Below are 26,066 nucleotides of genomic sequence, written 5' to 3'. Positions count from 1 at the left end.
CCCTCCGCTCGCTCGGGCCCCCGATTGTGGTGGGGGCCTCGTGCTCCCTAGTCTGACAGTCCCTGAGGGAGGCGCGTTGTTCTACTGGTTCCTCAAGTTCGTGGCCATCGGGCCGATCGTGCGTCTGGTGTTCCGTCCGCAGGTCACCGGGGCCGAGAACGTGCCGCGCACCGGTGCCGCCGTGCTGGCCAGCAACCACCTCTCGGCATCGGACTGGGTGTTCATGCCGCTGATGCTGCGGCGCCGGGTCACCTTCCTGGCCAAGGCGGAGTACTTCACCTCCCCGGGCGTCAAGGGCTTCCTGCAGCGGGTCTTCTTCTCCGGTGCCGGCCAGGTGCCCATCGACCGCTCCAGCGCCGACGCCGCCGAGGCCGCGCTGGCCACCGGGGTGCGCATCCTGCAGCAGGGCAAGCTGCTGGGCATCTACCCCGAGGGCACCCGCTCGCCCGACGGGCGGCTCTTCCGCGGCAAGACCGGGGTCTCCCGGATGACCCTGGAGACCGGCTGCCCGGTGGTCCCGGTGGCGATGGTGCCGGTGAGCAGCTTCCGGGTCCTGGGCAAGAAGATCGAGCGGGTGCGGGTGGTCGTGGGGGAGCCGCTGGACTTCTCCCGCTACGAGGGGATGGCCGGCGACCGCTTCGTCGAGCGGTCCATCACCGACGAGATCATGTACGAGATCATGCTGCTGTCGGGCCAGGAGTACGTGGACCTGTACGGCGCGAAGGTCAAGAAGTCGATGGAGACCACGGGCGCCAGCGCCGTCGAGGTGGTCGGGAAGCTGCAGCCCCCGGCGCACGAGACCGCCGACCGGCTGCCGAGCTCACTGGCCGGCTGAGGACCCCGGCCGCGAGGTGATCCGGTCCAGGACGTCGGCGGCCAGGGCCAGGACGTCGTCCCGGGTCATCGTGCTGGGGTCGGCGGTCCAGCCGACCACCAGGTCCTCGGTGAAGGCGAACCACGAGCGCACCAGCTGGCGGTGGCGGGCGTCGTCGGGCAGGCCGACCGCGGCCAGCGTCCCGTCGACGAGCTCCTCGCGGGCGTCGGTGTAGACCTCGGCGACCCAGGGGTCCCCGCCCGAGGCACCGCCGACGAAGGCCACGTAGCTGTCCCGGTAGGTCTCCACCCACTGCACGAAGCGGTCCAGCATGCCCGCGTGCGCCCCGGTCCCCGGGGTGCCGCCGGCCGGGCCCAGCACGTGGTCGCACAGCAGCCGGGCGGCCGCCGTCGTCACCGCGGTGTAGTAGTCGCGCTTGGTGGCGAAGTAGTGGAACAGCAGGCTGCGGCTGATGCCGGCCCGGCGGGCCACCTCGTCGATGGTCAGCTCCTGCACCGGGGTGGTGGGCAGCAGCTCCAGGCCGATCTCGACCAGCTGGGCCCGCCGGTCGGCGGCCGACCGGCGGGCCGCGGTCACCGGTTCCCCAGCAGCCGCCGCAGCGCCGCGGCCACCAGGTCGGGCCGCTCCTGGGGCAGCATGTGCCCGCAGCCGGGCACCACCTGCAGGTGCGCGTCGGGCAGTGCCCCGACCAGCCGCTCCGAGTGCCGCACGGGGGTCAGCTTGTCGGTCTCGCCGACCAGCACCTCCACCGGCACGGCGCGCAGCGTCGCCAGGGCCTGCGCCTTGTCGTGCCGGCCCAGGGCCGGGTAGAAGGCCGCGAAGGACCGCACCGAGGACGCCGACATGATCTCCGCGCCGCGCAGCACCATCGCGTCGGTGGCCACGCTGCCGTAGAGCAGCCCGCGCACCATCGCCTGGTGCCGGGGCGAGGACGGCGGCACCCGGCGGCGCCAGCCGTCCACCCGGCGGCTGTGCGCGACCGCCCACGCGCCGACCCGGGGCAGCAGCCGCTGCTGCAGCCGCTCGGCCGCCGTGCGCGGGGGCTTCGCGAGCTGACCGGCCGAGGTGTCCACCAGGGCCACGCCGCGCACCCGGTCGCCGACCAGCTCGGGGTGCGCCGCGGCCAGCGCCATGATCGTCATGCCGCCCATCGAGTGCCCGCCCAGGACGACCGGGCCGGTGGGCGCCAGGGCGGTGAGCACGGCCGCCAGGTCCTCACCGAGCAGGTCGATCTCGACCTCGTCGTCGGCCACCTCGCCCCAGGTGGAGCGGCCGTGCCCGCGCTGGTCGTAGCGCACCAGCCGCACCGACCCGGCGGCGACGTCGGGGGCCAGGTCGTCGGCCACGTCGTCCCAGGAGGCCTGCGACAGCGTCCAGCCGTGCGCGAGCACCAGGGTCACCGGGGCGTCGGGGGAGCCGGAGACGGTGGCGTGCAGCCGGGCGCCGTCTGTGGTGGGGACGGCGTGCACGGTCCGCTGCACGGTCGCCGCGGTCACGCCGACACCTGCTCGCGGGCCTCGGCCGTCGTCCCCACGTAGTTCTCCCGGTCCAGCGTCCGGGTGAGCCTGCGGAACCGGAAGGTGAAATCCGGCCACAGCGTGGTGTTGTGGCCGTGCTCGTCGAGGTACCAGGAGCCGCAGCCGCCGTCGAGCCAGACCGTGCCGGCCGAGCGCTCGGCGACCAGCGCGCGGTAGTCGTCCTGGGCGGCCTGGGTGGTCTCCAGGGTGGCCAGGCCCTCGTCGTCCATGGCCTGGACGGCGTTGCCGACGTAGGCGACCTGGGACTCGATCATGTAGACCATCGAGGTGTGCCCGACCCCCACGTTGGGGCCGACCAACAGGAACAGGTTCGGGAAGCCGGCGACCGTGCTGCCCCGGTTGGTGGCCATGCCCTCGGTCCAGACCTCGGCCAGGGTGCGGCTGTCCTTGCCGGTGATGCGGTGCGCGATCGGCAGGTCGGTGACGTGGAAGCCGGTGGCCAGCACGAGGGTGTCGGTGGGGCGCTCCACGCCGTCGCGGGTGACCACCGAGTGCGGCCGGATCTCGGCGATCGGTGCGTTGACCACCTCGGCGTTGGGTGCGGTGACCGCCGGGTACCAGTCGTTGCTGATCAGGATGCGCTTGCAGCCGATCGTGTAGTCCGGGGTCAGCGTGGCCCGCAGCTGCGGGTCGCGGACCTGGCGTTCGAGGTGCGTGCGGGCCAGCTTCTGCACCGGGGCCAGGAACCGCCGGTCCTTGGTGATGCCGACGGCGAGGAACTCCCGGCCGGCGTAGAGCAGCCCGCGGACGGCCTTCTGGGCGAGCGGGAAGCGGCGGTACAGCGCCCGCTCGAAGGCCGTCGTCGGCCGGTCACCGCGGGGGATGACCCACGGCGGGGTGCGCTGGTAGACCGTCACCGACCCGGCGACCGGCTGGATCGAGGGCACGACCTGGATGGCCGAGGCCCCGGTGCCCACGACGGCGACCCGCTCGCCGCTGAGGTCGTGGCCGGCGTCCCAGCGGGCGGAGTGCATGACGGTGCCGGCGAAGTCCTCGATGCCCGGGATGTCGGGGTAGGAGGGGTCGGCGAGTGCACCGGCGGCGCTGATCAGCACCTGCGCGGAGAAGTCGCCGGCCGTCGTCCGCACCTGCCAGCGGGCGGCGGTGGCGTCCCAGCGGGCCTCGGTGACCTCGGCGCCGAACACGTGGTGGCGCAGCACGTCGAAGCGGCGGGCGACGTCCTGGAGGTAGGCCAGGATCTCCGGCTGCTCGGAGTAGGTGCGCGGCCAGTCCGGGTTGGGGGCGAAGGAGAAGGAGTAGAGGTTGGACTGCACGTCGCAGGCCGCGCCCGGGTAGGTGTTGTCCCGCCAGGTGCCGCCGACGTCGTCCCCGCGCTCGAGGACGACGAGGTCCTCCACGCCCTGCTCGCGCAGCCGGATGGCCATGCCGAGGCCGGCGAACCCCGATCCGATCACCGCCACGCGGACGTGCCGGGTCTGCTGGTCGGACTGGGGCTGGCTCTCGATCGTGCTGGTCACCGGTGCGCTCCCTTGCGGACGGCTGGGCTTGCTGAGCAGTGCTCAACACGGTACAACAGCCGTTGAGCAGTGCTCAACAGCACGCGTCACCGACGACGAGGAGCCCGCCATGCCCCGCACCACCCGTCCCCTGGCCGGCCAGGCCGTGCTGATCACCGGCGCCGCCCGCGGCATCGGCGCCGAGCTGGCCCGCAAGGCCGCCGCCCGCGGCGCCCGGGTCGCCCTGGTCGGTCTGGAGCCCGAGCTGCTCGCCGCCGTCGCCACCGAGCTCGGCCCCGAGCACCTGTGGGTCGAGGCCGACGTCACCGACGCCGACGCGATGGCCGCCGCCGTGCAGCGCGCCGTGGACGTCTTCGGCGGGCTGGACGTCGTCGTCGCCAACGCCGGGATCGCCCCCATGAACACCGTGGCCACCGCCTCGGCCCGGGCGCTGGCCCGCACCATCGAGGTCAACCTGACCGGCGCGATGCTCACCGCGCACGCGGCGCTGCCGGCCATCAGCGAGCGCCGCGGGCACGTGCTGCTCATCTCCTCGGCCGCCGCGTTCTCGCTGCTGCCGGGGCTCTCCGCCTACTGCGCGGCCAAGGCCGGGTTGGAGCGCTTCGGCGACGTGCTGCGCCTGGAGGTCGCGCACCGCGGCGTCACCGTGGCCAGCGCGCACCCGGTCTGGATCGACACCGACATGGTGCGCGACACCAAGGCGGCGCTGCCCACCTTCAAGGCCACCCTCGGCCGGCTCCCCGGCCCGCTGGGCAGCTACACCTCGGTCTCGGACTGTGCCGACGCGCTGCTGCGCAACCTGGAGACCCGCGGCCGACGGGTGTTCGTGCCCCGCTCGGTCGGGTTCTTCTCCGCCTGGCGGCAGGCCGTCATCGGCGCCGTGGGGGAGAAGCTGGTGCTGGCCCAGTCCAAGGTCGCCGTCCCCCAGCTGGAGGAGGAGATCGCGGCGCTGAACGGCGAGGAGTTCGGCGCCAACTCCGTCGAGCGGGGCCGCGCCCGCGGCTGACCCCGCCGGCCGAGAGTGCAGCTGCAGTCGTCGGGACCGGCGTGCCGACGCGTGTCGACGACTACAGCTGCCCTCTCGGCATCAGCGCAGCCAGCCGACGACGATGACTGCCCCGATGACCACGAGGGCTGCCAGGACGGCGACGACGACGAGGCATCCGGCGGGGACCAGCGCATCGGCCAGCGTCGACGGTGGTGGTGTCGGTCGGGGGCGCGCAGTCGTCCAGCTGACCGGACCACCCGTGTCGGTCTCGGCCGCCGTCCGGAGACCGAGCAGCATGGCCTGCACGGCGGGGCCTGACGCGTCCTCGGGTCCGGACCACCGCATGGCCCGGACCCTGGCGACCGGGGCGGGGTAGGCATCGAGGAACGCCGCGGTCTCGGCGGGGTCGCTGTCGGGGAGGAGGTACCCCCACCGTCCGGCCTGGATGCGGTCCCCGTCGGCCCGCTGGGTCTCGGCCAGCGCAGACCGCACGTCCAGCCGGTGGGGGTAGGTGGCAAGCAGCCCGTGCAACCGCTCCCGGGCGCGAGCGGTCTCGCCGGCGGCGAGTTCTCCCCGGGCACGGGCGAGGGTCTGGTCGGCGGGCACCGGGAGAGGCTGCCCCACCGCTCGACGGGGACGCACCTGGTTTCCCACCACCGCCTACCGTTCGGGCCGTGCGGCGCTACTTCTACGACACCGAGTTCATCGAGGACGGCACCACGATCGACCTGGTGTCGATCGGGGTCGTCGACGAGACCGGGCGGGAGTTCTACGCCGTCTCCACGGAGTTCGACGGCTCGCGGGCCATCCCCTGGGTGAAGCGCAACGTGCTGGACAAGCTGCCGCCGCCGGCGGACAAGGCGTGGCGGTCGCGGGCCCAGATCAGGACCTCGCTGCTGGACTTCCTCACCGCCCCCGGTGAGGAGGTCCAGCTGTGGGCCTGGATCGCCGCCTACGACCACGTCGTGCTGTGCCAGCTGTGGGGCGCGATGCCGGCGCTGGCCAAGCCGGTGCCGCGCTTCACCCACGAGCTCAAGCAGCGGTGGGAGGACGCCGGTTCCCCGCCGCTGCCGCCCAAGTCACCCGACGCGCACGACGCGCTGGTGGACGCCCGGCACGGCCTCGCCGTCTGGCGGTCGCTGACTACCTGAGCGGCGCCCAGTCCTCCGGGTGCCGGGCCAGGTGCTCGGCGACGGTCAGCGCGGGGGAGCCGGTGAGCTCGGCGACGACGTCGCTGACGGTCGCCATCTCGCCCGCGGCGATCGCGGTGTAGCTGGTCACCCAGCCCTCGACCTCCCAGTCCGGGGCGCCCGACGGTCGACGGGTCGCCCAGGCCTCCTCGACCGTCTGGTCGCGGTAGGTCACCTGGCGGCCGGTCACCTCGGTGAGCACCTCGGCCGCCCGGGTCAGCGTGATCGCCTCCGGGCCGGTCACGTCCAGCACCCGGCCGTCGGTGCTGGGGTGGTCCTCCAGCAGCACCGCGGCGGCGACCGCGGCGGCGTCGTCCCGGGAGACGAAGGAGACCGCACCGTCCCCGGCGGGGGCCGCGATCTCCGCCGTCCCCTCGCCGGTGACCGTGGCGAAGAACGGCACGAAGTCGGCGTACATGGCGTTGCGCAGCACCGTCGTCCGCAGCCCGCTGTCACCGAGCGCGGCCTCGGTGGCGGCGTGCGTGGCCGTGAGGGTGAACGTCGCGCCGGGCTCGCTGCCCTGGAAGGACGTGTAGACCACCCGCTCCACCCCGGCGGCGACGGCGGCCCGGACGGCGGACAGGTGCTGCTCGGTGCGGTCCTCGGCCTCGGCGGCGCTGACCAGGAACAGGGTGTGCACGCCCTCCAGCGCCGCGGCCAGCCCGGCCTCGTCGGAGTAGCCGCCGGGGTTCTCGACCACCTCGGCGCCGGGCAGCTCCGGGGCGCGGGCGGCATCGCGGACGACGAGGCGCAGCGCGACGTCGTGGTCGGCGGGGGCGTCGGCCAGCAGCCGGGCGACCCGGCCCCCCAGCGCGCCGGTGGCTCCGGTGAGGGCGATCAGACGGGTCATGGGGTGATCCTCGCCCAGCCGGTGGGGGACGGCAGGCGGGGACGGGTGATCACCGGCGCCGTACCCTCCTGTCGTGAGTCTGACCGAACCCGCAGAGCTGGTCCCCGGCCTGGACAGGTGGCGTGAGCTGCCCATCGCCCAGCAGCCGGAGTGGCCCGACCGGGCCGCCCTGGACGCCGTGCTGTCCACCCTGTCGACCGTCCCGCCGATCGTCGCGCCCACCGAGGTCGACACGCTGCGCGCGCAGCTGGCCGACGTCGCCCAGGGCAGGGCGTTCCTGCTGCAGGGCGGTGACTGCGCGGAGACCTTCGACCTCAACACCGAGCCGCACCTGCAGGCCACCACCCGCACGCTGCTGCAGATGGCCGTCGTCCTCACCTACGGCGCGTCGGTGCCGGTGGTGAAGGTCGGTCGGGTCGCCGGGCAGTACGCCAAGCCGCGCAGCTCCAACACCGACGCGCTGGGCCTGCCCTCCTACCGGGGCGACATGGTCAACTCCCTGGACCCGGTGCTGGCCGACCGCATCCCCGACCCGAACCGGTTGGTGCGTGCCTACGCCAACAGCGCGGCCGCGATGAACATGATCCGGGCCTACGCCCGGGGTGGGCTGGCCGACCTCAACGCGGTGCACCACTGGAACCAGGACTTCGTGGCCAACTCCCCGGCCGGGGTGCGCTACGAGGTGATCGCCCGCGAGATCGACCGGGCACTGGCGTTCATGCGGGCCTGCGGCGTGGACGACTCGGTGTTGCGCGGCGTCGAGCTCTACAACAGCCACGAGGCGCTCATCCTGGACTACGAGCGCGCCCTGCTCCGGATGCACGAGGGCAGGCCCTACGCGCTCAGCGCGCACTTCGTGTGGGTCGGCGAGCGCACCCGCCAGATGGACGGCGCGCACATCGAGTTCGCCTCCAGGCTCGCCAACCCGGTCGGGGTCAAGATCGGTCCGACGACGACGCCCGAGCAGGCCACCGAGCTGGTCGAGCGGCTGGACCCCGAGGGCCTGCCCGGCAAGCTCACGCTGATCAGCCGGATGGGCAACGGGAAGATCCGCGACGTCCTGCCGGCGATCGTGGAGAAGGTCACCGCCAGCGGCCACCAGGTCGTCTGGCAGTGCGACCCGATGCACGGCAACACCCACGAGTCGACGTCGGGCTACAAGACCCGGCACTTCGACCGGGTGGTCGACGAGGTGCTCGGCTTCTTCGAGGTGCACCGCGGTCTGGGCACGTGGCCCGGCGGCATCCACGTCGAGCTGACCGGCGAGGACGTCACCGAGTGCCTGGGCGGCGCCCAGGAGATCAGCGACGAGGACCTCAACAGCCGGTACGAGACCGCCTGCGACCCGCGGCTGAACACCGGGCAGTCGCTGGAGCTGGCGTTCCTGGTCGCCGAGATGCTCCGCGGGTGATCGACCTCCGCTCCGACACCGTCACCAGGCCCACGCCGGGCATGCGGGCGGCGATGGCCGACGCCGAGGTCGGGGACGACGTCTACGGCGAGGACCCGCAGGTCAACGCGCTGGAGGAGCGGGTCGCCGCGCTCTTCGGGCACGAGGCGGCGCTGTTCGTGCCCAGCGGCACGATGGGCAACCAGATCGGTATGCGGCTGGTCTGCCAGCCCGGCCAGGAGGTGCTCGGGGACGCCGACGCGCACGTCGTCACCTACGAGATGGGTGCCGCGGCCGCCGTCTTCGGGCTGAGCACCCGCACCGTCGTGGGTCCCGGCGGACTGCTGGACGCCGACCAGCTGATCGCCCAGGTGCGCCCGAAGGGCGACTGGCACCTCACCGCGACCGCCGCGGTCGCGGTGGAGAACACGCACAACCGCGGCGGCGGCCGGGTACAGCCCCTCGCGGAGCTGGAGGAGCTGTTCGCCTGGTCCCGCGACGCCGACGTCGCCGTGCACCTGGACGGCGCCCGCATCTGGAACGCGCACATCGCGTCGGGGGTGTCGCTGGAGACCTACGGCCGGCTGGCCGACACCGCCTCGGTCTGCCTGTCCAAGGGCCTGGGGGCCCCGGTCGGCTCGGTGCTGGTCTCGTCGTCGGCACGCATCGGTGAGGCGCGGCTGTGGCGCAAGCGCCTGGGCGGTGGGATGCGCCAGGCCGGCGTGCTCGCCGCCGCCTGCAGCTACGCGTTGGACCACCACCTCGAGCGGTTGGCCGACGACCACGCCCGGGCCCGCACGCTGGCCGACCGGCTCGGCGTCGACCCGGCCACCGTGCACACCAACATGGTCGTGCTCGACGACGTCGACGCCCCGGCGCTCGCTGCCGCCGCGAAGGCCGAGGGCGTGCTGGTGAGCCAGGTCAGCCCCCGCCGGGTCCGGGTGCTCACCCACCTCGACGTCGACGACGCCGCCGTGGACCGAGCCGCCGCCGTCCTCGGGGCCCTGCTGCGTCGGTAGCGGCCCGCACCGGAGACTGGCCGCCCTCACCAACGACTGGCCGCCCTCACCAGCGTTCGTGAGGGCGGCCAGTGTTCGATCAGGTCACCTGATCCACGTTGGGCGCGGGGGATCAGTAGGAGCTGAACAGCAGGTCGTTCTGCGCCGTGCGGGTGGTGGGCACGATGCCCTGGGTGGCGGTCGAGGTCAGCTGGCCGGCGACGGTGGCGGGGCTGGCCGAGGGGTTGGTCTGCAGGTAGAGCGCGGCGACGCCGGCGACGTGCGGGGTGGCCATCGACGTGCCGCTGATCGTGTTCGTGGCGGTGGTCGAGGTGTGCCAGTCGCTGGTGATGCCCACGCCGGGGGCGAAGAGGTCGACGCACGAGCCGTAGTTGCTGAAGGACGCCGGCTGGTCGCTGCGGTCGGTGGCACCGACGGTGATGGCGCCGGAGACCCGGGCGGGGGAGTTGCCGCAGGCGTCCTGCGGGACGCCCAGGGCGTCGCCGTTGCCGGCGGCCACCGCGTAGGTCACGCCGTCGGCGATCGAGTTCTGCACGGCCCGGTCCAGGGCGCTGCTCACCCCGCCGCCCAGGCTCATGTTGGCCACCGCGGCCTCGCCCGCCTGGTGGTCGGCGGTGACCCAGTCCACCCCGGCGATGACGCCGGAGGTGGAGCCGCTGCCCTGGCAGTCCAGCACCCGGACGCCGACCAGGGAGACCTGCTTGGCCACCCCGTACGTCGTCCCGCCCACGGTGCCGGCGACGTGGGTGCCGTGCCCGTTGCAGTCGGTGGCCGCCCCGCCGTCGATCGTGTCGGTACCGGTGCTGGCCCGGCCGCCGAAGTCGGAGTGCGCCAGGGTGATGCCGGTGTCGATCACGTAGGCGGTGACCCCGGCGCCGGTGGCCGCGTAGCTGAACGAGCCGTTCAGCGGGAGCTGGCGCTGGTCGGTGCGGTCCAGGCCCCAGGTGGCCCCGGTCTGGGTGGCGGCGAGCTCGACGGGGGCGTCGGGCTCGACGGCGACGACGCCGGGCAGGGTGCCCAGCCGGTCGGCGAGGGCGGTGGGCAGGGTGACGGCGAACCCGGTCAGCGCGCTGGAGTAGACGTGGCTGACGTCGCCGCCGAGGGCGTCGGTGAGGGCGGCGACCTGGGTGGGCAGGCTGCCCGGGGCCAGGGTGACGATGTAGGAGCCCAGCGGGCCGGCGGGGGCGGCGGTCGCGGCGCCGGCGGTGGCGCCGACCCCGGCGGCGGTGAGCACGGCGACCGCGGCGAGTGCGGCCGGGCGGGACAGAGAGCGTGTGGGCACGGGCGTCACTCCAGTGTGAGGCGGTGCCCCGGCGTGCGCGGTGCGCCGCACAGCCGGGACTCAGGTGTGCACACCTGATCACGGCTAGTGACCTCGGCGAAAGACCCGCTGCGATGACATCGATCCCGCAACACAGCGTTCATGCAGGTCAGAGGCGTGCCGGAACGACCGGGTCGGGCCCCGCCGGAGGGGACCGGACCGGAACGGTCCTCAGATGAAGCTGAGGAGGAGGTTCACGGTGGTGCCCTCGTCGACGACCTCGCCGGCCCCGGGGCTCTGTCGCACCACCCGGTCACCGGTGATGAAGGTGCTGGAGGTGACCTGCAGACCGGCCGCGGTGAGGGTGGCGGTCGCCTCCGCCAGGGTCTGCCCGCCGACGTCGGGCACGGTGACCTGCACCGGCCCCTGGGAGACGGTGAGGGTGACGGTCGAGCCGTAGGGCTGGTTGCCGGTGGGCGACACGTCCATCACCAGACCGGCGGCGACGTCGTTGCTGCGGCCGTCGACCCGGACGACGTCGAAGTCCAGGTCCTCCAGCGCGCCCTGGGCGTCGTCGGCGTCCATCCCGACCAGGTCCGGGACGTCGGCGGTGGCGGCGCCCTCGGAGACGGTGAGCGTGACGGTGTCCCCCCGGCGCAGCTCGGTGCCCGGCACGGGGTCGATCCCCATCACCGAGCCCGCGGCCACGCTGTCGCTGCGCCCGGGGGTGGTGGTGACGACGAGGTCGCCGCCCAGGGCCTCGATCGCGGCCTGCACGTCACCGGAGGGCTGGCCGACCAGGGCGCCGTCCACTGCGAAGCGCTCGGGCCCCTTGGAGACCACCAGCTCCACGTCGGAGCCGATCACGGCACGGCCGCTGTCCGGGTCGGCGGAGATGACCGTGCCGGCCGGCACGTCCTCGCTGAACTGCTCGTCGCCGAAGACCGGGTCCAGCCCGGCCTCCTGCAGGAAGCCGACCGCCTGCTGGCTGCCCTGCCCGCTGACGCTGGGCACGTCGGTCCACCGGCCCGAGCCCAGCCACCAGCCGATGGCCCCGATGGTGATGGCCAGCAGCACGACGATGGCGATCGCGAACCGGGCCCGTCGGCGGCGGATGTGCGCGGGCACGCCCGGACGCGCACCGGGCGGCCGGGGGGCGGTGTGCTGCACCGGCGGGGGACGACGACCGTGCACCGCGCCCGTGGGGGGCAGCGGCACCATCGCGGTGCGCCCGCTGGCGCGCTGGGCCGCCAGGACCTCGGTGCGCGGGTCGCCGGAGGTCGGGCGGGGCTGGGTGGCCCGGTTGGTGGGCCGCAGCGTGGCCGGGTTGACCGTCGTCCGGCCGGTGGGCACCGGGGTGCGGCCCAGGCCGAGGTCGCGCTGCACCTGGTGGATCTCGGCAAGGAAGGCACCGGCGTCCAGCGGACGGGCGCCCGGGTCGCGGCGGGTGGTGCGGGCGACCAGCTCGTCGACCTGCCACGGCAGGCCGGGGGACTCCAGCGACGGGGCCGGGACGTCGTGGTGCACGTGCTGGTAGGCCACCGCCAGCGGGGTGTCCCCGGCGTAGGGCGGGTGGCCGGTGAGCAGCTCGTAGAGCACGACGCCGGCGGCGTAGACGTCCGAGCGGGCGTCGGACTTCCCGCGCTCGAGCTGCTCGGGGGAGAGGTAGGCGACGGTGCCGATGAGCACGCCGCCGGTGTGGCTGGTGTGCCCGGTGCCGGCGACGGCCCGGGCCAGGCCGAAGTCGGCGACCTTGACCTGGCCGTCGGTGGAGATCAGCACGTTCTCGGGCTTGACGTCGCGGTGCACGATCCCGGCCCGGTGCGCAGCGGTCAGCCCGGCCAGCACCGGCTCCAGGACGGCGAAGGCCTCGCCCACGGTCAGCCGGCCGCGGGCCTGCAGCAGGTCGCGCAGGGTGCGCCCGCGGACCAGCTCCATCACCAGGAAGACCAGCCCCTGGTCCTCGCCCTGGTCGCTGACCCCGACCACGTTGGGGTGGTTGAGCATCGCCGCGGCCCGGGCCTCGCGGGTGAAGCGGTCGACGAAGGCGGGGTCGCGGGCCAGGTGCTCGACCATCACCTTCACCGCGACCACCCGGTGCAGCCGCAGGTCGGTGGCGGCGTAGACGGTGGACATGCCGCCGCGGGCCACCCGCTCCTCGAGCCGGTACCGACCCTCGAGCACGAGGCCCAGGACAGGGTCGGTCACGGCGGTGTCCACGGCGCGCAGTCTACGAGCGGACCCTGGGGGCGGGCTGGCACGACGCGGGGGCCCCCGTCATGCCCGGACGACGAGATCGGCGCCGATCTCGTCGACATCTGCCAACCCGCACAGCGCCATCGTGTGCGCCAGCTCGTCGGTGAGCCCGCCCAGCACCCGGGCCACGCCGTCCGCGCCGCCGGTCGCCAGGCCCCACGCGGTGGGCCGGCCCAGGAACACCGCACGGGCGCCGAGGGCCAGGGCGGTGAGCACGTCGGAGCCGGTCCGCACCCCGCCGTCGGCGTAGACCTCGACGTCCGAGCCGTCCGGGGCGGTCTCCCCGCGGACGGCGGTGACCACCTCGGGGAGGGCGTACGCGCTGGAGACGGCCGGGTCGACCTGCCGCCCGCCGTGGGTGGACACCCACACCGCCGACGCCCCGGCCTGCACGCACCGGGCGGCGTCGTCCCCGCGCAGCACGCCCTTGACCACGACGGGGAGGCCGCTGAGCTCAGCGAACCGGCCGATGTCGTCGAAGGTCCAGGTGGCGCTGGCGTTCGCCGACAGCCCCGGCCGGTCGGAGGCGGTGGGGTGGTTGGCCATCCGCAGGTCCGCCGGGAGCGCGAAGTCGTGCACCAGGTCGCGCTTGCGGCGGCCCAGCAGCGGCAGGTCGACGGTCAGCACCAGCGCCCGGTAGCCGGCCTCCCCGGCGCGGCGGGCCAGGTCGGCGGTGTGCTCGGGGGAGTGCAGCCGGTAGAGCTGGTACCACTTCGGCGCCTCGGGGACGGTCCGGGCGACCTCCTCGACGGTGTGGTTGGCGCTGGTGGACACGCACATCATCGAGCCGGTCGCCGCAGCGCCGCGGGCGGTCGCCAGCTCGCCCTCGGGGTGGGCCATCGCCTGGTAGGCCCAGGGCGCGACGCCGACCGGCGTGTCCACCGGGCTGCCGAGCAGGGTGGTGGCCGTGTCGACCTCGGACACCCCGCGCAGCACGTGCGGGCGCAGCCGCCAGCGGCGCCAGGACCCGGGCGCCTCGGCCAGGGTGGTCTCGGTCTCGGCGCCGCCGGCGTAGTAGTCGTAGACGCCGGGCTCCAGCACCCCCCGCGCCTCGCGCTCGAGCCGGTCCAGGTCGAGGAAGGGCGGGTCGCGGTCCGGGTCGTCGGGGAGGGGCTCCTCGCCGGGGTCGCGGCGACGCTGGGTGAGACCGGTCATGGCACCGACCTAAGCTCACCGTCGTGGAGACGTACACCCCCGCCGAAGTGGCCCAGCTGATCGGCGTCTCGGCCAACCGGGTCCGCCAGCTGGTCAACGACCGCAAGCTGATGGCGGTCCCGGGCAGCGGCAAGGGCAAGATCCCGGTCGACTTCGTCCTGGACGGCGAGATCCTGCGGCACCTGCCCGGCCTGATCACCGTCCTCGCCGACGGCGGGTTCGACGAGCAGGAGATCTTCGAGTGGCTGTTCCGGGAGGACGAGTCGCTGCCGGGCACCCCGGTGCAGGCGCTGCGCGACGACCGGCACACCGAGGTCACCCGGCGGGCGCAGGCCTCCGCGTTCTGAGCCGCGCCCGGGCGACCTGGGCGGCGGTCAGCCGCCGGGCGAACACCGCGGCCCGGCGGGGCTTGGACACCGTCACCCGCTGGTCGAGCACCCGGTAGTCCGCGCGCTCGATCGCACCCAGGATGCCGCCGTACAGGTCGGTGGCCGCCCGCACGCAGTCCCTCGACTCCGGGGCGAGCATCGGGGTGCCCGGCGCCGCGTCGTCGTACCGGCGGCGGACCACGTCGACCATCTCCCGCATCAGCTGCCGGAACCGGTCGTCGAACCGCTTGGCCTCCAGCTGCTCCCGGGTGACCCCGTGGGCAGCCATCAGGTCCTCGGGCAGGTAGACCCGGCCGCGGTCGACGTCCTCACCGACGTCGCGCAGGAAGTTGGTCAGCTGGAACGCCTCGCCCAGCGCGATCGCGTGCGGGGCGGCCTCCTCGCGGCTGACGCCTCGCGCCGTCCCCAGCACGGGCAGGACCTGCAGGCCGATGACCGAGGCCGAGCCCCACATGTAGCGGTCCAGGGCGTCGAGGTCGGCGTAGCCGGTGACGTCGAGGTCGCTGGTCATCGCGGCCAGGAAGTCGATGAAGTGCTCGAGCGGGATGTCGTAGCGGCGCACGGTGTGCACCAGGGCCAGCCGCACGGGGTCCTCGGACCAGCCTGCCTCGACCTCGGCCAGCGCGGCCTTGGACCAGGTCAGCAGCTCGCCCTCGGGGTCGCGGCCGGGCAGGTCGGCGCCCACGTCGACGATGTCGTCGGCGACCCGGGCCGCGGCGTACAGCGCGTGGACCGCCGGACGACGGTCCGGGGTGAGCAGCCGGGTGGCCAGGAAGTAGGACTTGCCGTGCTCGGCGGCGATCCCGCGGCAGACCGCGTAGGCGGCGTCGAGCTGCTCCTGGGGGGTCACCCGGTGATCCGCTGCGCGGCGAGCCGGCCGCTGACCAGGACCATCGGCACCCCGACGCCCGGCTGCACCGACGAGCCGGCCAGCACCACGTTCTCCGGGCCCCCGCGGGGGTAGGTCGAGGGCCGGAACGGGCCCGTCTGGGCGAAGGTGTGCGCCAGGGCGAACGGGGTGCCGGCGGCCATGCCCTGGGCGGCCCAGTCGGCCGGGGTGAGCATCTCCTCGACCTCGATCGAGCCGGTCAGCCCGGTCCAGCCGCGGGCCTCCATGGTCTGCAGCACCTCGTCGCGGTACCGCGGGCCCAGGGTGGACCAGTCGATGTCGGGGTTGCCGCCGGAGTGCCGGTCGGTGTTCGGCGTGGGCGCCACGATGCTGATCACCTGCCCGCCCTCGGGGGCCAGGCTGCGGTCGGTCTTGCTGGGCATGGAGATGAGCAGGCTGGGGTCGCTCATCGGCCGGCCGGTCTTCGTGAGCTCGGTGAACACCTCCCGCCAGGACTGCCCGAAGCTGATCGTGTGGTGCGCGCGGTCGGCGAACTCCTGCCGGACGCCGACGTGGATCGCCACGCAGCTGGGGGAGTAGACCGGCTTCACCCGGCGCTGCCGGCGGGGCACGAGGTCGTCGGGCCGGTCGATGGTGACCACCACGGCGTCGGCGGGCAGCAGCTCGCCGTCCTCGAGCCGGACACCGACGGCCCGGCCACCGCGCAGGTCCAGCGACGCCACCGACGTGTCGTACCGGAACACCACCCCGGCGTCGGCGGCGGCAGCGGCCAGCGCGGCGGGGACGGCGTGGATGCCGCCGACCGGGTGCCAGACGCCCTTGCCGATGTCGAGCTCGGCGATCACCGCGTAGGCGGCGATCGCGGTGAAGGGGGAGACCCCGGCGTAGAGGGCCTGGAAGCTGAACAGCCGGCGCAGCCGCTCGTCGGTGAGCCGGCGGTCCACGTGCGGGGCCAGCCGGCCGAAGCCGCCCTTGCGGGCCAGCTCGACCATCGGCCGGCCGACCAGGTCCAGCGGGGAGTCCAGGTTGCGGTCGATGAACACGTCCCACTGGAGCCGGTCCAGGTCGCGGATGTGCTCCAGGTAGGCGCGCACCTCCGCGCCCGAGCCGGGTCCGCAGACCCTCTCGGCCTCGGCGGCGAACGCCTCGGGGTCGGCGTGCACGTCGAGGGTGGTGCCGTCGGCGTACTGCGCGCGGTAGGTGGTCTCCAGGGGGAGCAGCTCGAGCCGGTCCTCCAGCACGTCGCCGACGCAGGCCAGCGCGTCGCGGATCAGGCCGGGGGCGGTGAGCACCGAGGGGCCGGTGTCCAGGGCGTAGCCCTGACGCTCGACCCGGCCGGCCCGGCCGCCGGGCTGCGGGCCACGCTCGACGACGGTGACCTCGCGGCCGGCTCCGCGCAGCCGCAGGGCGGCCGACAGCCCGGCGAGGCCCGCGCCGACGACGACGACGCGGTCGGTGGGCCCGGGGACGGTCCTCACGTGGTGCGGGTGGTGGCAGCGACGGCGAGGGCGTCCAGCGCGGCGCGGGCGTCGTCGAGCACCGGGGCCTCGGCGATCGCCTCGCGGGCGGTGGCGGTCTGGGTGGTGATCCGGTCCTCGACGGCCTCCAGCGCGCCGGTGGAGCGCATCAGGTCGCGGACGGCGTCCAGGGCGTCGGCGTCGGCGGCCGGGTCGCCGAGCACCTGGTCCAGCAGGGCGCGGCCGGCGTCGTCCGTGGCCTCGGCGGCCAGCGCCACGAGCAGGGTCTGCTTGCCCTCGCGGAGGTCCTCGTCCACGGACTTGCCGGTGACCGCGGGGTCGCCGAACACACCGAGGACGTCGTCGCGGAGCTGGAAGGCCTCGCCGAGGGGCAGGGCGATGTCGGTGTAGACCTCGACCACCTCGGGGCCGGCGTCGGCCAAGGCCGCGCCCAGGTGCAGCGGGCGCTGGACGGTGTAGCCGGCGGACTTGTAGCGGGCGACCTTGAGCGCACCCTCGGGGCCGGGCAGGCCCCCGGCGGCGCGCAGCAGGTCCAGGTACTGCCCGGCGGTGACCTCGGTGCGCATCGCGTCCCACACGGGGCGGGCCCGGGCCAGCGCCTCGGCGGAGATGCCCGAGCGGCGCAGCAGCTCGTCGGACCAGACCAGCGCCAGGTCGCCGACCAGGATCGCGGCGCCGGTGCCGAACAGCTCGGTGCTGCCGGACAGGCCCAGGGCCGTGTGCCGGTCCCCGAACCCGATGTGGGTGGCGGGGCGGCCGCGGCGGGTGCGGGCGGCGTCCATCACGTCGTCGTGCACCAGAGCCGAGCCGTGCACGAACTCCAGGGCGCTGACCGCCCGCAGCACGGCGGCGTCGTCCTCGGGGGCGGCGGTGGTGACCGCCCGCCAGCCCCAGTAGGCGAAGGCCGGGCGCAGCCGCTTGCCGCCCTCGGCGACCGCGGCCACCTCCTCGAGCACCGGCACCAGGCTGGCGTCCATCCCGGCGAGCACGGCACGCTTCTCGGCCAGGAAGGCGTCCAGGGCGTCGCTGACCGCCCCCCGCAACCGGGTGAGGTCGGCGGCCCGGGAGACCCGACCGAGGTCAGCATCGTTTGCGCTGGTGGACGGGTGGCGCGCTCGGGTCCCTGCAGTCACCAGACGAGTATGACCAGGCTCCGGGAGTCCCACAGTCCCACCCGAGTCACCGCGGGGTCGGATGGGTGTGCTCTCAGGCGGTGACGCCGGAGTACACCCAGGCGCCCACGGCGGTGCCGTCGGCGGTCACGACCGGGGTCCAGACCAGGCTCACGGTGTAGACCTGGTGGTCCGTGGCGTTGCTGTCGGTGCTGGTCACAGCCGCGTCGGTGGACGCGGCGGCGGTGCCGTCGGCCGGCTCCGCGGCGGGCTCGGTGGAGGTCCGCTGCACCGTGCCGACGATCTGCACGGGCAGGAAGTCGGCGTCGTAGGTGATCACCGGCACGCCGATGAACTGCTCGTCGATCTGGTAGGCGTCCTCCGGGCCGGTGCCCGCCGAGGCGCGGTAGGCCTCCTGCCGGGCCGCGACGGCGTCGGCGGTCGCGGTGGCCACGTCGACGGTCTCCTGGACCTGGGTCTCGTCGGCCCAGGCGTAGCCGTAGTCCTGCTTGGCGACGAGACCGGCGAGCACCCGCTGGGCGAAGGCGAGCTCCTCGGCCGGGGCGAGGCCGTGGTGCTCGGTGACCGGGCCGGGGCGCTCGGGGGCGACCGGCGCCGCCACGGGCTCGACGGTGGGCTCGGCGGAGGTGGGGGCGGCCGAGGTGCTCGACGCCGACGAGCTGGGGCTGCTGAACAGCGAGTCCGGCAGCACGGAGCAGCCCGAGAGCAGGGTCGCGGCGGCGAGGGCGGCAGCGGCGGCGACGAGACGGGGGGCGCGCATGGTGACTCCTGGTGAGCAGAGCGGGGCGTGTGGGGGATCGACACCCACGTCGGTGCGACGCGACGACCATGGCAGGGGCAGCAGTGATCACCCAGGGTCACGACCCCCAGGCACTCTCCCGGGTGAGCAGGACCCGCCGGGTGGGTGAACGGGTGACCACCCGCCCGGGTGGCCTCGCCCACGTCCGTCGGTCCCGGCTGCTGGTCCGCACAGTCCGTACCCTCGTCAGGCGTGACCGGGACCGTGCGTGAACTGCTCGCCGAGGGGCGGCCGACCTGGTCGTTCGAGTTCTTCCCGCCGAAGAACGCGGCGTCGGAGGCTCAGCTGTGGACGGCGCTGCGCGAGCTGGAGCGGTTGCGGCCCTCGTTCGTGTCGGTGACCTACGGCGCCGGGGGCTCCACCCGCGAGGGCACGCTGGCGGTGACCGAGCGGATCGCCACCGACACCACGATGCTGCCGCTGGCGCACCTGACCGCGGTGGACCACTCGGTGGCCGAGCTGCGCAACGTGGTCTCCCGGCTGGCCGCCGCCGGGGTGCGCAACGTCATGGCGCTGCGCGGTGACCCGCCGGGGCTGGACCCGCAGGCCGACTGGGTCGCCCACCCGCAGGGCCTGCGGTACGCCGCCGAGCTGGTGGAGCTGGTCAAGGACGTCGGGGACTTCTCCGTCGGGGTCGCCGCCTTCCCCGAGTCGCACCCCCGGTCACCGGACGCCGAGGCCGACGCGGACATGTTCGTGGCCAAGTGCCGGGCCGGGGCGGACTTCGCGATCACCCAGATGTTCTTCCGGGTCGAGGACTACCTCCGGCTGCGCGACCGGGTGGCCGCCCGCGGTTGCGACGTCCCGGTGCTCGCCGGGGTCATGCCGGTCACGAGCACCAAGCAGATCGCGCGCATCGTGCAGCTGTCCGGGCAGGCGTTCCCGGCCGACCTGGCCGAGCGCTTCGCCGCTGCCGACAGGGACACCCCGGAGGCGAAGCAGGCCCAGCGCGACCTGGGGGTGGAGGTGGCGACCGAGATGTGCCGGGAGCTGCTCGCCGAGGGCGTGCCGGGCATCCACTTCATCACCATGAACCGCTCCACGGCCACGCGTGAGGTCTACGCGGCGTTGGCCGAGCTGGCCCCCACCGCCTGAGCCTCAGACCCGCTGGGGCGCCGTCCCGGAGAGCACGGCGTCGGCCTCGGCGGCAGCCCGCCGCAGGGCCTCGTGCTCGCTGGCGTAGCCGCCGACCACCCCGACGACGGGGATGTTCGACAGGGCGCGGTGCCGCCACTTGCCCTTCGGGCGGGCGTCGAGGGCGTCGTCGATGCGGGAGAGCAGCCGGGCCATCCGCCACACGGTGCGGGCGGTGCCCTTGACCCCGCCGCGCTCGCCCTTGCGGCCGAGCACCTCCTCGGCGTAGGCGCCTCGTCGCCGGTCCAGCAGCGGCTGCACCTGCTCGGTGGTCATCGCGCGGTCCAGCAGCACCTCGGCCAACAGGGCGACCCGGCGGGCCGGGTCGGTGACGTCGTGCTCCCCGGCCACCCCCAGGACGACCACGGCCTGCACGGCGGCGCCCACGGAGTTCTGCAGCGGCAGCAGGTCGGCGAGCTTGCCGGCGAAGCGCGGCGCGGCGGACACCGCGGCGGCCACCCGGCTCGCCCGGTCGGCCCACCAGGCGGCCCGGGCCTCGGCGGGCAGCGTCGGCGGGCGCCCCAGCCGGTCGACGACCGGACCGCTCAGCCGGTCGAGCCTGCGGAGGACGTCGACGACCACGTCGTCGGAGATGGGGGCTGCCACGCGGGGCAACCTAACGGCGTCCGGGGCGGTCTGCCCGCCGACTGTGCGGACCCTGTGGAAGTGCTTGAACACGGCAGCACCTGCGCGCACGCACGTACGGTGGTCCCGATGCGCAACGGGGGACGACGGTTCGGCTGGCGGTGGGTCGTCGTGGCCCTGGGCCTGGCCCTGCTGGTGGCCCTGCCGGTCGTGGTGGCAGCGCTGCCGGCCGGTGACCGGGACACCTCGGCCGCCGAGCTGCGGGCCCGGGTGCTGGCCAGCACCGACCAGCCGTTCTCCGGCTACGCCATCTCCACCGGCGGCCTGACCCTGCCGGTCTCCGACGCGCTCACCCCGGTCGCTGACCTGCTCAGCGACCAGACCACGATGCGCGCCTGGTACCGCGGGGAGACCGACTGGCGGGTCGACGTGGTCACCGCCACCGGGGAGACCGGCACCCACCGGGACGCCGCCGGCACCTGGACCTGGGACTACGCCGACCAGCGGGCCAGTCGCGGCAGTGCGCCGGACCTCGCGCTGCCCACCGCCCCGGACCTGCTGCCGAGTGCGCTGGGGGTGCGGCTGCTGTCCGAGGCCACCGACGCCGAGCTCTCCCGGGTCGACCCGGTCCGGGTGGCCGGCCGCGACGCCCTGGGTCTGCGCTACACCCCGGCCGACGAGGCGGCCTCGGTGAGCGCCGTCAACGTCTACGTCGACGAGCAGACCGGTCTGCCGCTGCGCGTCGTCGTCCGCAGTGCCGACACGACCATCCCGGCGCTGGACACCCGTTTCCTGGACCTGGACACGGCCACCCCCACCGCGGCGACCACGGCGTTCTCCCCGCCCGCGGACGCCTCGATCAGCTCCGACCGGGACCTCACCGACGTCGACCTCGGCCGGGGCGACCGGGCTGCGCTGCCCGACGTGCTGGCCGGGCTGACCCGCCGGTCCTTCGACGGCGTGCCGGCCCAGATCGGCGTGTACGGCTCGGGCATCACCGTGCTGTCGGTGACCCCGCTGCCGGGCCGCTCCTCGCAGGGCCTGCGCGCCCAGCTGGCGGCCACCCCCGGCGCCGTGGTCGACGACCTCGGCGTCCGGATCACCTCCGGCCCGCTGGCCCTCATGGTCGCCGGCACCAGCCAGCGCCAGGGCGGTGGCGGCGTGTACCTGCTCGCCGGCACCGTCACCCTCGACGCCCTCGGGGCAGCTGCCACCGACCTCCAGAACGGCACGGGGACCTCATGAGCGAGACCGTCATCGCCACCGACGGCCTGCAGAAGCGCTACGGCGCGGTGCACGCCGTCGACGGCATCGACCTCGACGTCCGGGCCGGTGACGTCTACGGCTTCCTGGGCGCCAACGGCTCGGGCAAGACGACGACGGTGCGGATGCTGCTGGGCCTCGTGCTGCCCACGAAGGGCGAGGTGCGGGTGCTCGGCCAGCGGATGCCGAAGGCCTCCCGCGCGGTGCTGCCCCGGGTGGGTGCGCTGATCGAGGGCCCGGCCGCCTACGGGCACCTGTCGGGCACGGCGAACCTGCGCCTGCTGGACGCCGCGGGCCCGGGGGGCGCACGCCGGTCGCGGAAGCAGCGGGTCGGCGAGGTGCTCGAGCAGGTGGGCCTCGGCGGGGTGGGCAAGCGACCGGTGCGGGCCTACTCCCTGGGCATGCGCCAGCGGCTCGGACTGGCCGGGGCGCTGCTGCGTCGTCCGGACCTGCTGATCCTGGACGAGCCCACCAACGGGCTCGACCCACAGGGCATCCACGAGATCCGCACCCTGCTGCTGGACCTGAACGCCACCGGCACCACCGTCTTCCTCTCCAGCCACCTGCTGGCCGAGATCGAGCAGCTCGCCACCCGGGTCGGGGTGCTCGACCGCGGCCGGATGGTGGTGCAGGACGACCTCGCCACCCTCACCGCCCCCACCGGGGCCACCGTGGTGGAGACCCCGGACCCGGCCCGGGTGCGGGCGGTGCTGGGCGACCGGGTGCTGAGCGTGGACGGCGGCACCGCCGTCGTCCGCGGCACCGACCCCGCCGAGGTCAACGCCGCACTGGTGTCGGCCGGCGTGCCGGTCACCGGGCTGCGGCTGCAGCGTCCGTCCCTGGAGGAGGTCGTGCTCGCCGCGGCCGGCACCTCCGCCGACCGGGTGGAGTCGCACCGGTGATCCGCGTCGAGCTGACCAAGCTGTTCCGCCGCCCGCGCACCTGGATCACCATCGGGCTGCTCAACGCCCTGCCGGTGCTGGTCGCGGTGCTGCTGGTGCTCACCGACCTGGCGCCGCGGCCGGGGGAGGGGCCGGCGTTCCTCTCGGCGGTGCTCACCAACGGCACGCTCTTCCCGTTGGCGGCGCTGGCGATCGTGCTGCCGCTGTTCCTGCCGATCGCGGTCGCCGTCGTCGCCGGGGACTCCATCGCCGGTGAGGCACAGGGCGGCACGCTGCGCTACCTGCTCGCCCGCCCGGCCGGCCGCACCCGCCTGCTGGTCGCCAAGCTGGTCGCCGTCATCGCGTTCGTGCTGGTCACCGTGGTGATCGTCGCCGCGGTCGGCTACCTGGTGGGGACGACGCTGTTCGAGGTCCAGCCGCTGGCCGCCTCCACGGGGCTCTCGGGCACCGTGTTGACCCCGGAGCAGGTGGCCGGCCGCACGCTGCTGGCGATCGGCTACGTGACGATCTCGATGCTCGGGGTGGCGGCCTTCGCGCTGTTCTTCTCCACCCTCACCGACTCCCCGCAGCTGGCCACCCTGGGCGCCCTGGCGGTGCTGATCGGCTCCTCGCTGCTGTTCACCCTGGACGCCGCCTCGGCCATCGCGCCCTACCTGCCCACCCGGTACTGGCTGGCGTTCGTCGACTTCTTCCGCGACCCGATCCTGTGGCGGGACGTGGTGCGGGGCATCGGGCTGCAGGCCGTCTACGTCGTCGTGCTGCTCGGTGCGGCGTGGGCGAACTTCACGACGAAGGACGTCACCTCCTAGTTTGAGGGCGTGAGGATCAGCCCGTCCGAGCTCGACGCGATCGTGGCCGGCACCGTCGACCTGGCCTTCCGCCGCTGGGACCGCCCGCGGGTGCTGCCCGGCACGAGGATGCGCACCCGGGTCGGGCTGGTCGAGGTCACCGCGGTGGACCCGGTCGACCCCACCGACCTGACCGAGGACGACGCCCGCCGGGCCGGGGCCACCGACCTGGCCGCGGTGCACCGGGGGCTCGCGGCGCAGCCCGGGCGGCCGGTGTTCCGGGTGGGCCTGCGCTTCGCCGGGGAGGACCCCCGGGCGGTGCTGCGCCGGACCCCGCCGACACCGGCCGAGGTCGCCGAGCTGCAGGCCCGGCTGGACCGGCTGGACCGGGCCTCGCCGATCGGCCTTTGGACCGCCCGGACCCTGCAGCTGGTGGACGCCCACCCCGAGCGGCGGGCCCCGGACCTGGCCGCCGAGGTGGGCCGGCCGGTGCCGGAGTTCAAGCGCGACGTCCGCAAGCTCAAGGAGCTGGGGCTCACCGAGTCCCTGGACATCGGGTACCGGCTGTCGGTCCGTGGGGAGGCGGTGGTGGACGCCGCCCGCCGGGCCGCCGGGGGACGGGCGCGGCGTCGGGCGCCCCGGCCGGAGGGCACCCCGCTGCCCAGCATCGGCGCGCCGGCGACCCGGGCCCTCCGGGCGGCCGGGCTGACCACGCTGGAGGCCGTCGCCGGGTCCAGCCGGGCGGAGCTGCTGGCGATGCACGGGGTGGGGCCGATCGCCCTGGCCCGGTTGGACACCGCGCTCGGGGCGGCCGGGCTGGTCCTCGCGGACTGACCCCACGGGGGGACGACGCCCGGCCGCGGGTGGAGGACCGCGCCCGCCGACCCGATGCAACCGGCATGGCCCCGCACAGCTCGCCCTCTGCCGACCACGCCGCGACGGTGCGCGACGACGTCCCGTCGACGGCCGTCGACGCGGACCGCCAGAACCGATCCGCGGCGGGCTCGTTGTCCGGCTGTGTCAGTGTGTCCGAGCCCCGGGGTGGGCAGGTCGTGAGCGGTGAGGGGGACGTCGGGGTGGTCGGGGGAGTCGACGGCCTCGAGTGGTCGGTGGAGACCGCCCTGGACCCGCAGGAGATCCGCGCCGCGGGCCGTCGGGCGCTGTCCGGCGGACCGCACGACGGCGCGGTGCGCGAGGACCTGGCCAACGCAGGCTCCGTGTCCTACGCCGTGGTCGACCCGGACTCCCTCGCCACCCAGATGACCGTGGTGGTGTCCTGGCACGAGCTGGGCGCCGGCCGCCGTCGGGTCACCCTCAGCGTCCGCGGGCACGTCGTCCGGCGCACGCGGCTGCTCGGCGTCCTGCCGGTCGGCCGGCCCGAGGTGCCCGCCGAGGAGCCGGCCCGGTCGTTCTCCACCGCCCTCCGCGACGGGCTCACCCGCTCCGCCGGCTGACCCCGGACGGCCACGGACGGTGGTCAAGTGTTCAACATTGCGTGATCGGCTGATCACGCACTGTGATGTCTGTCACGACCGCGTGACCTCGTCGGGCCGGGCTCGTTCGTGTCCGCCAGGTGACGTCGCAGGTGGGTGCGCGGATCCCGGCGGGTTCCTCTCTCGATGCAACGAGATCCACAGCGTGTGACGGCTGTTCACAGCTGCGTGAGGACTGGACAGAGGGGGTCCCCTCCACGGTGTACTGCCTCCGCGCCCGTCCGACCCGCTCATCGTCGAACGTCCCCGGGAGGCGCACAGCCCCACGCCCATCCCGAGAGGACAGCCCGATGACCGCTCTGCTGGTCGCCAACGACGGGGGTCACCTCATGCAGCTGGTGACCCTGGCCCCCCGCCTCCCGGTCGCCGACGACCGCCTCTGGATGACCGTGCCCACCGCCCAGAGCCGCTCCCTGCTCAGCGAGGAGCGGGTGCAGTGGATGGCCCCGGCCCCCACCCGCGACTGGGGGGCCCTGCTGCACAACGCCTGGTCCTCGCGCGGCACGTTCCACGACGAGCAGATCACCTCGGTGGTCAGCACCGGGGCCAGCCTGGCCCTCTCGGTGCTGCCGGTCGCCCGCGCGCACGGCATCCCCTGCTACTACCTGGAGAGCGCGACGCGCGTGCACGGTCCCTCCCTGTCGGGCCGGCTGCTGCGCCGCGTCCCCGGCATCCGCATGTTCACCCAGCACGAGGCCTGGGCCGACCGGCACTGGTCCTACGGCGGCTCGGTGTTCGACGGCTACGAGGGCGTCGGGCTCGAGCGGGCCGACGACGCCGTCCGGCTGCAGAAGATCGTCGTCTCCCTGGGCACCTCGGAGTCCTTCGGCTTCCGCCGGCTGGTCGAGAAGCTGCTGGCCGTGCTGCCCGTCGACGCCGAGGTGCTCTGGCAGACCGGGTCCACCGACGTGACCGGCCTGCCCGTGGACGCCCGGCCCCGGGTGCCCGCCGCCGAGCTGTTCGCCGCCATGCGCGAGGCCGACGTCGTCGTCGCCCACGCCGGGACGGGCAGCGCGCTCGCCGCCCTGCAGGCCGGCCGCTTCCCGGTGCTCGTGCCGCGCCGGCCGGAGTTCGGCGAGCACGTCGACGACCACCAGCTGCAGATCGCCGCGATGCTCGGTGAGCGCGGCCTGGCCGCCACCGCCGAGGTCGACGGTGTCACCCACCAGCTGCTCCGTGCGGCCAGCGCCACCCGGGTCCGCCGCCGCGTCGACGCGGCCCCGTTCGCGCTGGCCTGACCCACCCCACACCGCACGACCCGTACGACCCCGCCGGACCCGCGCCCACGACGG

General features: G+C 74.6%; 26 protein-coding genes. 13 read left to right on the top strand and 13 right to left on the bottom strand.

Translation table 11 applies throughout. From position 1 onward, the window contains the following. Positions 1-76 precede the first annotated feature (76 nt). On the top strand, positions 77-835 hold the full coding sequence (locus ASG36_RS01580; RefSeq protein ID WP_055758566.1) for a 1-acyl-sn-glycerol-3-phosphate acyltransferase: 759 nt from the start codon (positions 77-79) through the stop codon (positions 833-835). Here ASG36_RS01580 and ASG36_RS22135 read toward each other — a convergent pair. From ASG36_RS22135 to ASG36_RS01565, 3 genes are read right to left on the bottom strand one after another with little or no spacing between them, the layout of a single operon-like run. Next, positions 821-1,411, bottom strand: coding sequence for a TetR/AcrR family transcriptional regulator (locus ASG36_RS22135; RefSeq protein WP_055758563.1), 591 nt, complete (start codon positions 1,409-1,411; stop codon positions 821-823). The two genes, ASG36_RS01580 and ASG36_RS22135, sit on opposite strands and share 15 nt — an antisense overlap. Beyond that, on the bottom strand, positions 1,408-2,331 hold the full coding sequence (locus tag ASG36_RS01570) for an alpha/beta fold hydrolase (RefSeq protein ID WP_055758561.1): 924 nt from the start codon (positions 2,329-2,331) through the stop codon (positions 1,408-1,410). Before ASG36_RS01570 ends, ASG36_RS22135 begins: the two co-directional genes overlap by 4 nt. Next, positions 2,328-3,851: an NAD(P)/FAD-dependent oxidoreductase gene (locus ASG36_RS01565; protein ID WP_055758558.1), complete on the bottom strand. Its 1,524-nt coding sequence runs from the start codon at positions 3,849-3,851 to the stop codon at positions 2,328-2,330. Before ASG36_RS01565 ends, ASG36_RS01570 begins: the two co-directional genes overlap by 4 nt. 109 nt (positions 3,852-3,960) lie before the next feature. Here ASG36_RS01565 and ASG36_RS01560 point away from each other — a divergent pair, with 109 nt between their 5' ends. After that, on the top strand, positions 3,961-4,857 hold the full coding sequence (locus ASG36_RS01560; protein WP_055758555.1) for a short-chain dehydrogenase/reductase: 897 nt from the start codon (positions 3,961-3,963) through the stop codon (positions 4,855-4,857). An 81-nt stretch (positions 4,858-4,938) separates the two neighbouring features. Here the strand turns inward: ASG36_RS01560 and ASG36_RS01555 are convergent, their stop codons facing one another. Then, the gene (locus ASG36_RS01555; protein WP_055758551.1) at positions 4,939-5,445 is read right to left on the bottom strand and encodes a DUF6584 family protein; all 507 of its coding nucleotides are present in this window, start codon (positions 5,443-5,445) and stop codon (positions 4,939-4,941) included. Between the two features lie 68 nt (positions 5,446-5,513). Here ASG36_RS01555 and ASG36_RS01550 point away from each other — a divergent pair, with 68 nt between their 5' ends. Beyond that, a complete protein-coding gene (locus ASG36_RS01550) occupies positions 5,514-5,990 on the top strand; it encodes a polyadenylate-specific 3'-exoribonuclease AS (RefSeq protein WP_055758548.1) in 477 nt (158 codons plus the stop codon). Here ASG36_RS01550 and ASG36_RS01545 read toward each other — a convergent pair. Further along, positions 5,983-6,879, bottom strand: a complete 897-nt coding sequence (locus ASG36_RS01545) for an NmrA family NAD(P)-binding protein (RefSeq protein WP_055758545.1) — start codon at positions 6,877-6,879, stop codon at positions 5,983-5,985. The two genes, ASG36_RS01550 and ASG36_RS01545, sit on opposite strands and share 8 nt — an antisense overlap. A 73-nt stretch (positions 6,880-6,952) precedes the next feature. On the opposite strand from ASG36_RS01545, the gene ASG36_RS01540 reads away from it, so the two are divergent. Next, a complete protein-coding gene (locus ASG36_RS01540; RefSeq protein ID WP_055758543.1) occupies positions 6,953-8,290 on the top strand; it encodes a class II 3-deoxy-7-phosphoheptulonate synthase in 1,338 nt (445 codons plus the stop codon). Further along, positions 8,287-9,288, top strand: coding sequence for a low specificity L-threonine aldolase (locus ASG36_RS01535; RefSeq protein WP_055758540.1), 1,002 nt, complete (start codon positions 8,287-8,289; stop codon positions 9,286-9,288). The genes ASG36_RS01540 and ASG36_RS01535 overlap by 4 nt, the downstream gene beginning before the upstream one ends. Before the next feature lie 112 nt (positions 9,289-9,400). Here ASG36_RS01535 and ASG36_RS01530 read toward each other — a convergent pair whose 3' ends face one another. The 3 genes from ASG36_RS01530 to ASG36_RS01520 form a co-directional block, all read right to left on the bottom strand. Continuing rightward, entirely contained in the window at positions 9,401-10,570 is a 1,170-nt protein-coding gene (locus ASG36_RS01530) for a S8 family peptidase (protein ID WP_055758537.1), read from the bottom strand. 210 nt (positions 10,571-10,780) lie between these two features. Then, on the bottom strand, positions 10,781-12,769 hold the full coding sequence (gene pknB / locus ASG36_RS01525) for a Stk1 family PASTA domain-containing Ser/Thr kinase (protein WP_055758534.1): 1,989 nt from the start codon (positions 12,767-12,769) through the stop codon (positions 10,781-10,783). A gap of 57 nt (positions 12,770-12,826) precedes the next feature. Next, complete coding sequence (locus ASG36_RS01520) at positions 12,827-13,960, bottom strand: alpha-hydroxy acid oxidase (protein WP_055758528.1); 1,134 nt, start codon at positions 13,958-13,960, stop codon at positions 12,827-12,829. 23 nt (positions 13,961-13,983) lie between these two features. Here ASG36_RS01520 and ASG36_RS01515 point away from each other — a divergent pair, with 23 nt between their 5' ends. Continuing rightward, positions 13,984-14,307: an Rv2175c family DNA-binding protein gene (locus ASG36_RS01515; protein WP_055758525.1), complete on the top strand. Its 324-nt coding sequence runs from the start codon at positions 13,984-13,986 to the stop codon at positions 14,305-14,307. Here the strand turns inward: ASG36_RS01515 and ASG36_RS01510 are convergent. The 4 genes from ASG36_RS01510 to ASG36_RS01495 form a co-directional block, all read right to left on the bottom strand. Further along, positions 14,276-15,199 (bottom strand): phytoene/squalene synthase family protein, encoded by a 924-nt coding sequence (locus tag ASG36_RS01510; protein ID WP_055758522.1) that lies wholly within the window; start codon positions 15,197-15,199, stop codon positions 14,276-14,278. The two genes, ASG36_RS01515 and ASG36_RS01510, sit on opposite strands and share 32 nt — an antisense overlap. Beyond that, a complete protein-coding gene (gene crtI / locus ASG36_RS01505) occupies positions 15,196-16,677 on the bottom strand; it encodes a phytoene desaturase family protein (protein WP_055758520.1) in 1,482 nt (493 codons plus the stop codon). Before crtI ends, ASG36_RS01510 begins: the two co-directional genes overlap by 4 nt. Then, positions 16,674-17,810: a polyprenyl synthetase family protein gene (locus ASG36_RS01500; RefSeq protein ID WP_235494473.1), complete on the bottom strand. Its 1,137-nt coding sequence runs from the start codon at positions 17,808-17,810 to the stop codon at positions 16,674-16,676. The genes crtI and ASG36_RS01500 overlap by 4 nt, the downstream gene beginning before the upstream one ends. A 73-nt stretch (positions 17,811-17,883) precedes the next feature. Further along, a complete protein-coding gene (locus tag ASG36_RS01495) occupies positions 17,884-18,570 on the bottom strand; it encodes a hypothetical protein (RefSeq protein ID WP_055758513.1) in 687 nt (228 codons plus the stop codon). A gap of 231 nt (positions 18,571-18,801) precedes the next feature. On the opposite strand from ASG36_RS01495, the gene metF reads away from it, so the two are divergent. Continuing rightward, complete coding sequence (metF, locus tag ASG36_RS01490; protein WP_055758510.1) at positions 18,802-19,704, top strand: methylenetetrahydrofolate reductase [NAD(P)H]; 903 nt, start codon at positions 18,802-18,804, stop codon at positions 19,702-19,704. A gap of 3 nt (positions 19,705-19,707) precedes the next feature. On the opposite strand, the gene ASG36_RS01485 is transcribed toward metF, so the two are convergent. Then, positions 19,708-20,349 carry a hypothetical protein gene (locus ASG36_RS01485; protein ID WP_055758500.1) on the bottom strand — a complete coding sequence of 214 codons (642 nt, stop codon included), beginning with the start codon at positions 20,347-20,349 and terminating at the stop codon, positions 19,708-19,710. Positions 20,350-20,457: 108 nt separating this feature from the next. Between ASG36_RS01485 and ASG36_RS01480 the strand changes: the two genes are divergently transcribed. From ASG36_RS01480 to ASG36_RS01455, 6 genes are all read left to right on the top strand, one after another. Continuing rightward, positions 20,458-21,573 carry a transcriptional regulator gene (locus ASG36_RS01480; RefSeq protein WP_082522708.1) on the top strand — a complete coding sequence of 372 codons (1,116 nt, stop codon included), beginning with the start codon at positions 20,458-20,460 and terminating at the stop codon, positions 21,571-21,573. Further along, positions 21,570-22,493 (top strand): ATP-binding cassette domain-containing protein, encoded by a 924-nt coding sequence (locus ASG36_RS01475; protein WP_055758499.1) that lies wholly within the window; start codon positions 21,570-21,572, stop codon positions 22,491-22,493. Before ASG36_RS01480 ends, ASG36_RS01475 begins: the two co-directional genes overlap by 4 nt. Continuing rightward, positions 22,490-23,302, top strand: a complete 813-nt coding sequence (locus ASG36_RS01470; RefSeq protein ID WP_055758494.1) for an ABC transporter permease — start codon at positions 22,490-22,492, stop codon at positions 23,300-23,302. The genes ASG36_RS01475 and ASG36_RS01470 overlap by 4 nt, the downstream gene beginning before the upstream one ends. A gap of 9 nt (positions 23,303-23,311) precedes the next feature. Continuing rightward, complete coding sequence (locus tag ASG36_RS22490; RefSeq protein ID WP_055758491.1) at positions 23,312-24,115, top strand: hypothetical protein; 804 nt, start codon at positions 23,312-23,314, stop codon at positions 24,113-24,115. Positions 24,116-24,333: 218 nt separating this feature from the next. Further along, on the top strand, positions 24,334-24,735 hold the full coding sequence (locus ASG36_RS01460) for a hypothetical protein (RefSeq protein ID WP_157498498.1): 402 nt from the start codon (positions 24,334-24,336) through the stop codon (positions 24,733-24,735). Positions 24,736-25,064: 329 nt separating this feature from the next. Then, a complete protein-coding gene (locus tag ASG36_RS01455; protein WP_055758485.1) occupies positions 25,065-26,012 on the top strand; it encodes a glycosyltransferase in 948 nt (315 codons plus the stop codon). The last annotated feature ends 54 nt before the right edge of the window (positions 26,013-26,066 follow it).

The sequence above is a fragment of the Geodermatophilus sp. Leaf369 genome (assembly GCF_001424455.1).
In the GTDB taxonomy this organism is placed as follows: Bacteria; Actinomycetota; Actinomycetes; order Mycobacteriales; family Geodermatophilaceae; genus Klenkia.
This window is presented reverse-complemented; position numbering and strand designations above follow the sequence as displayed.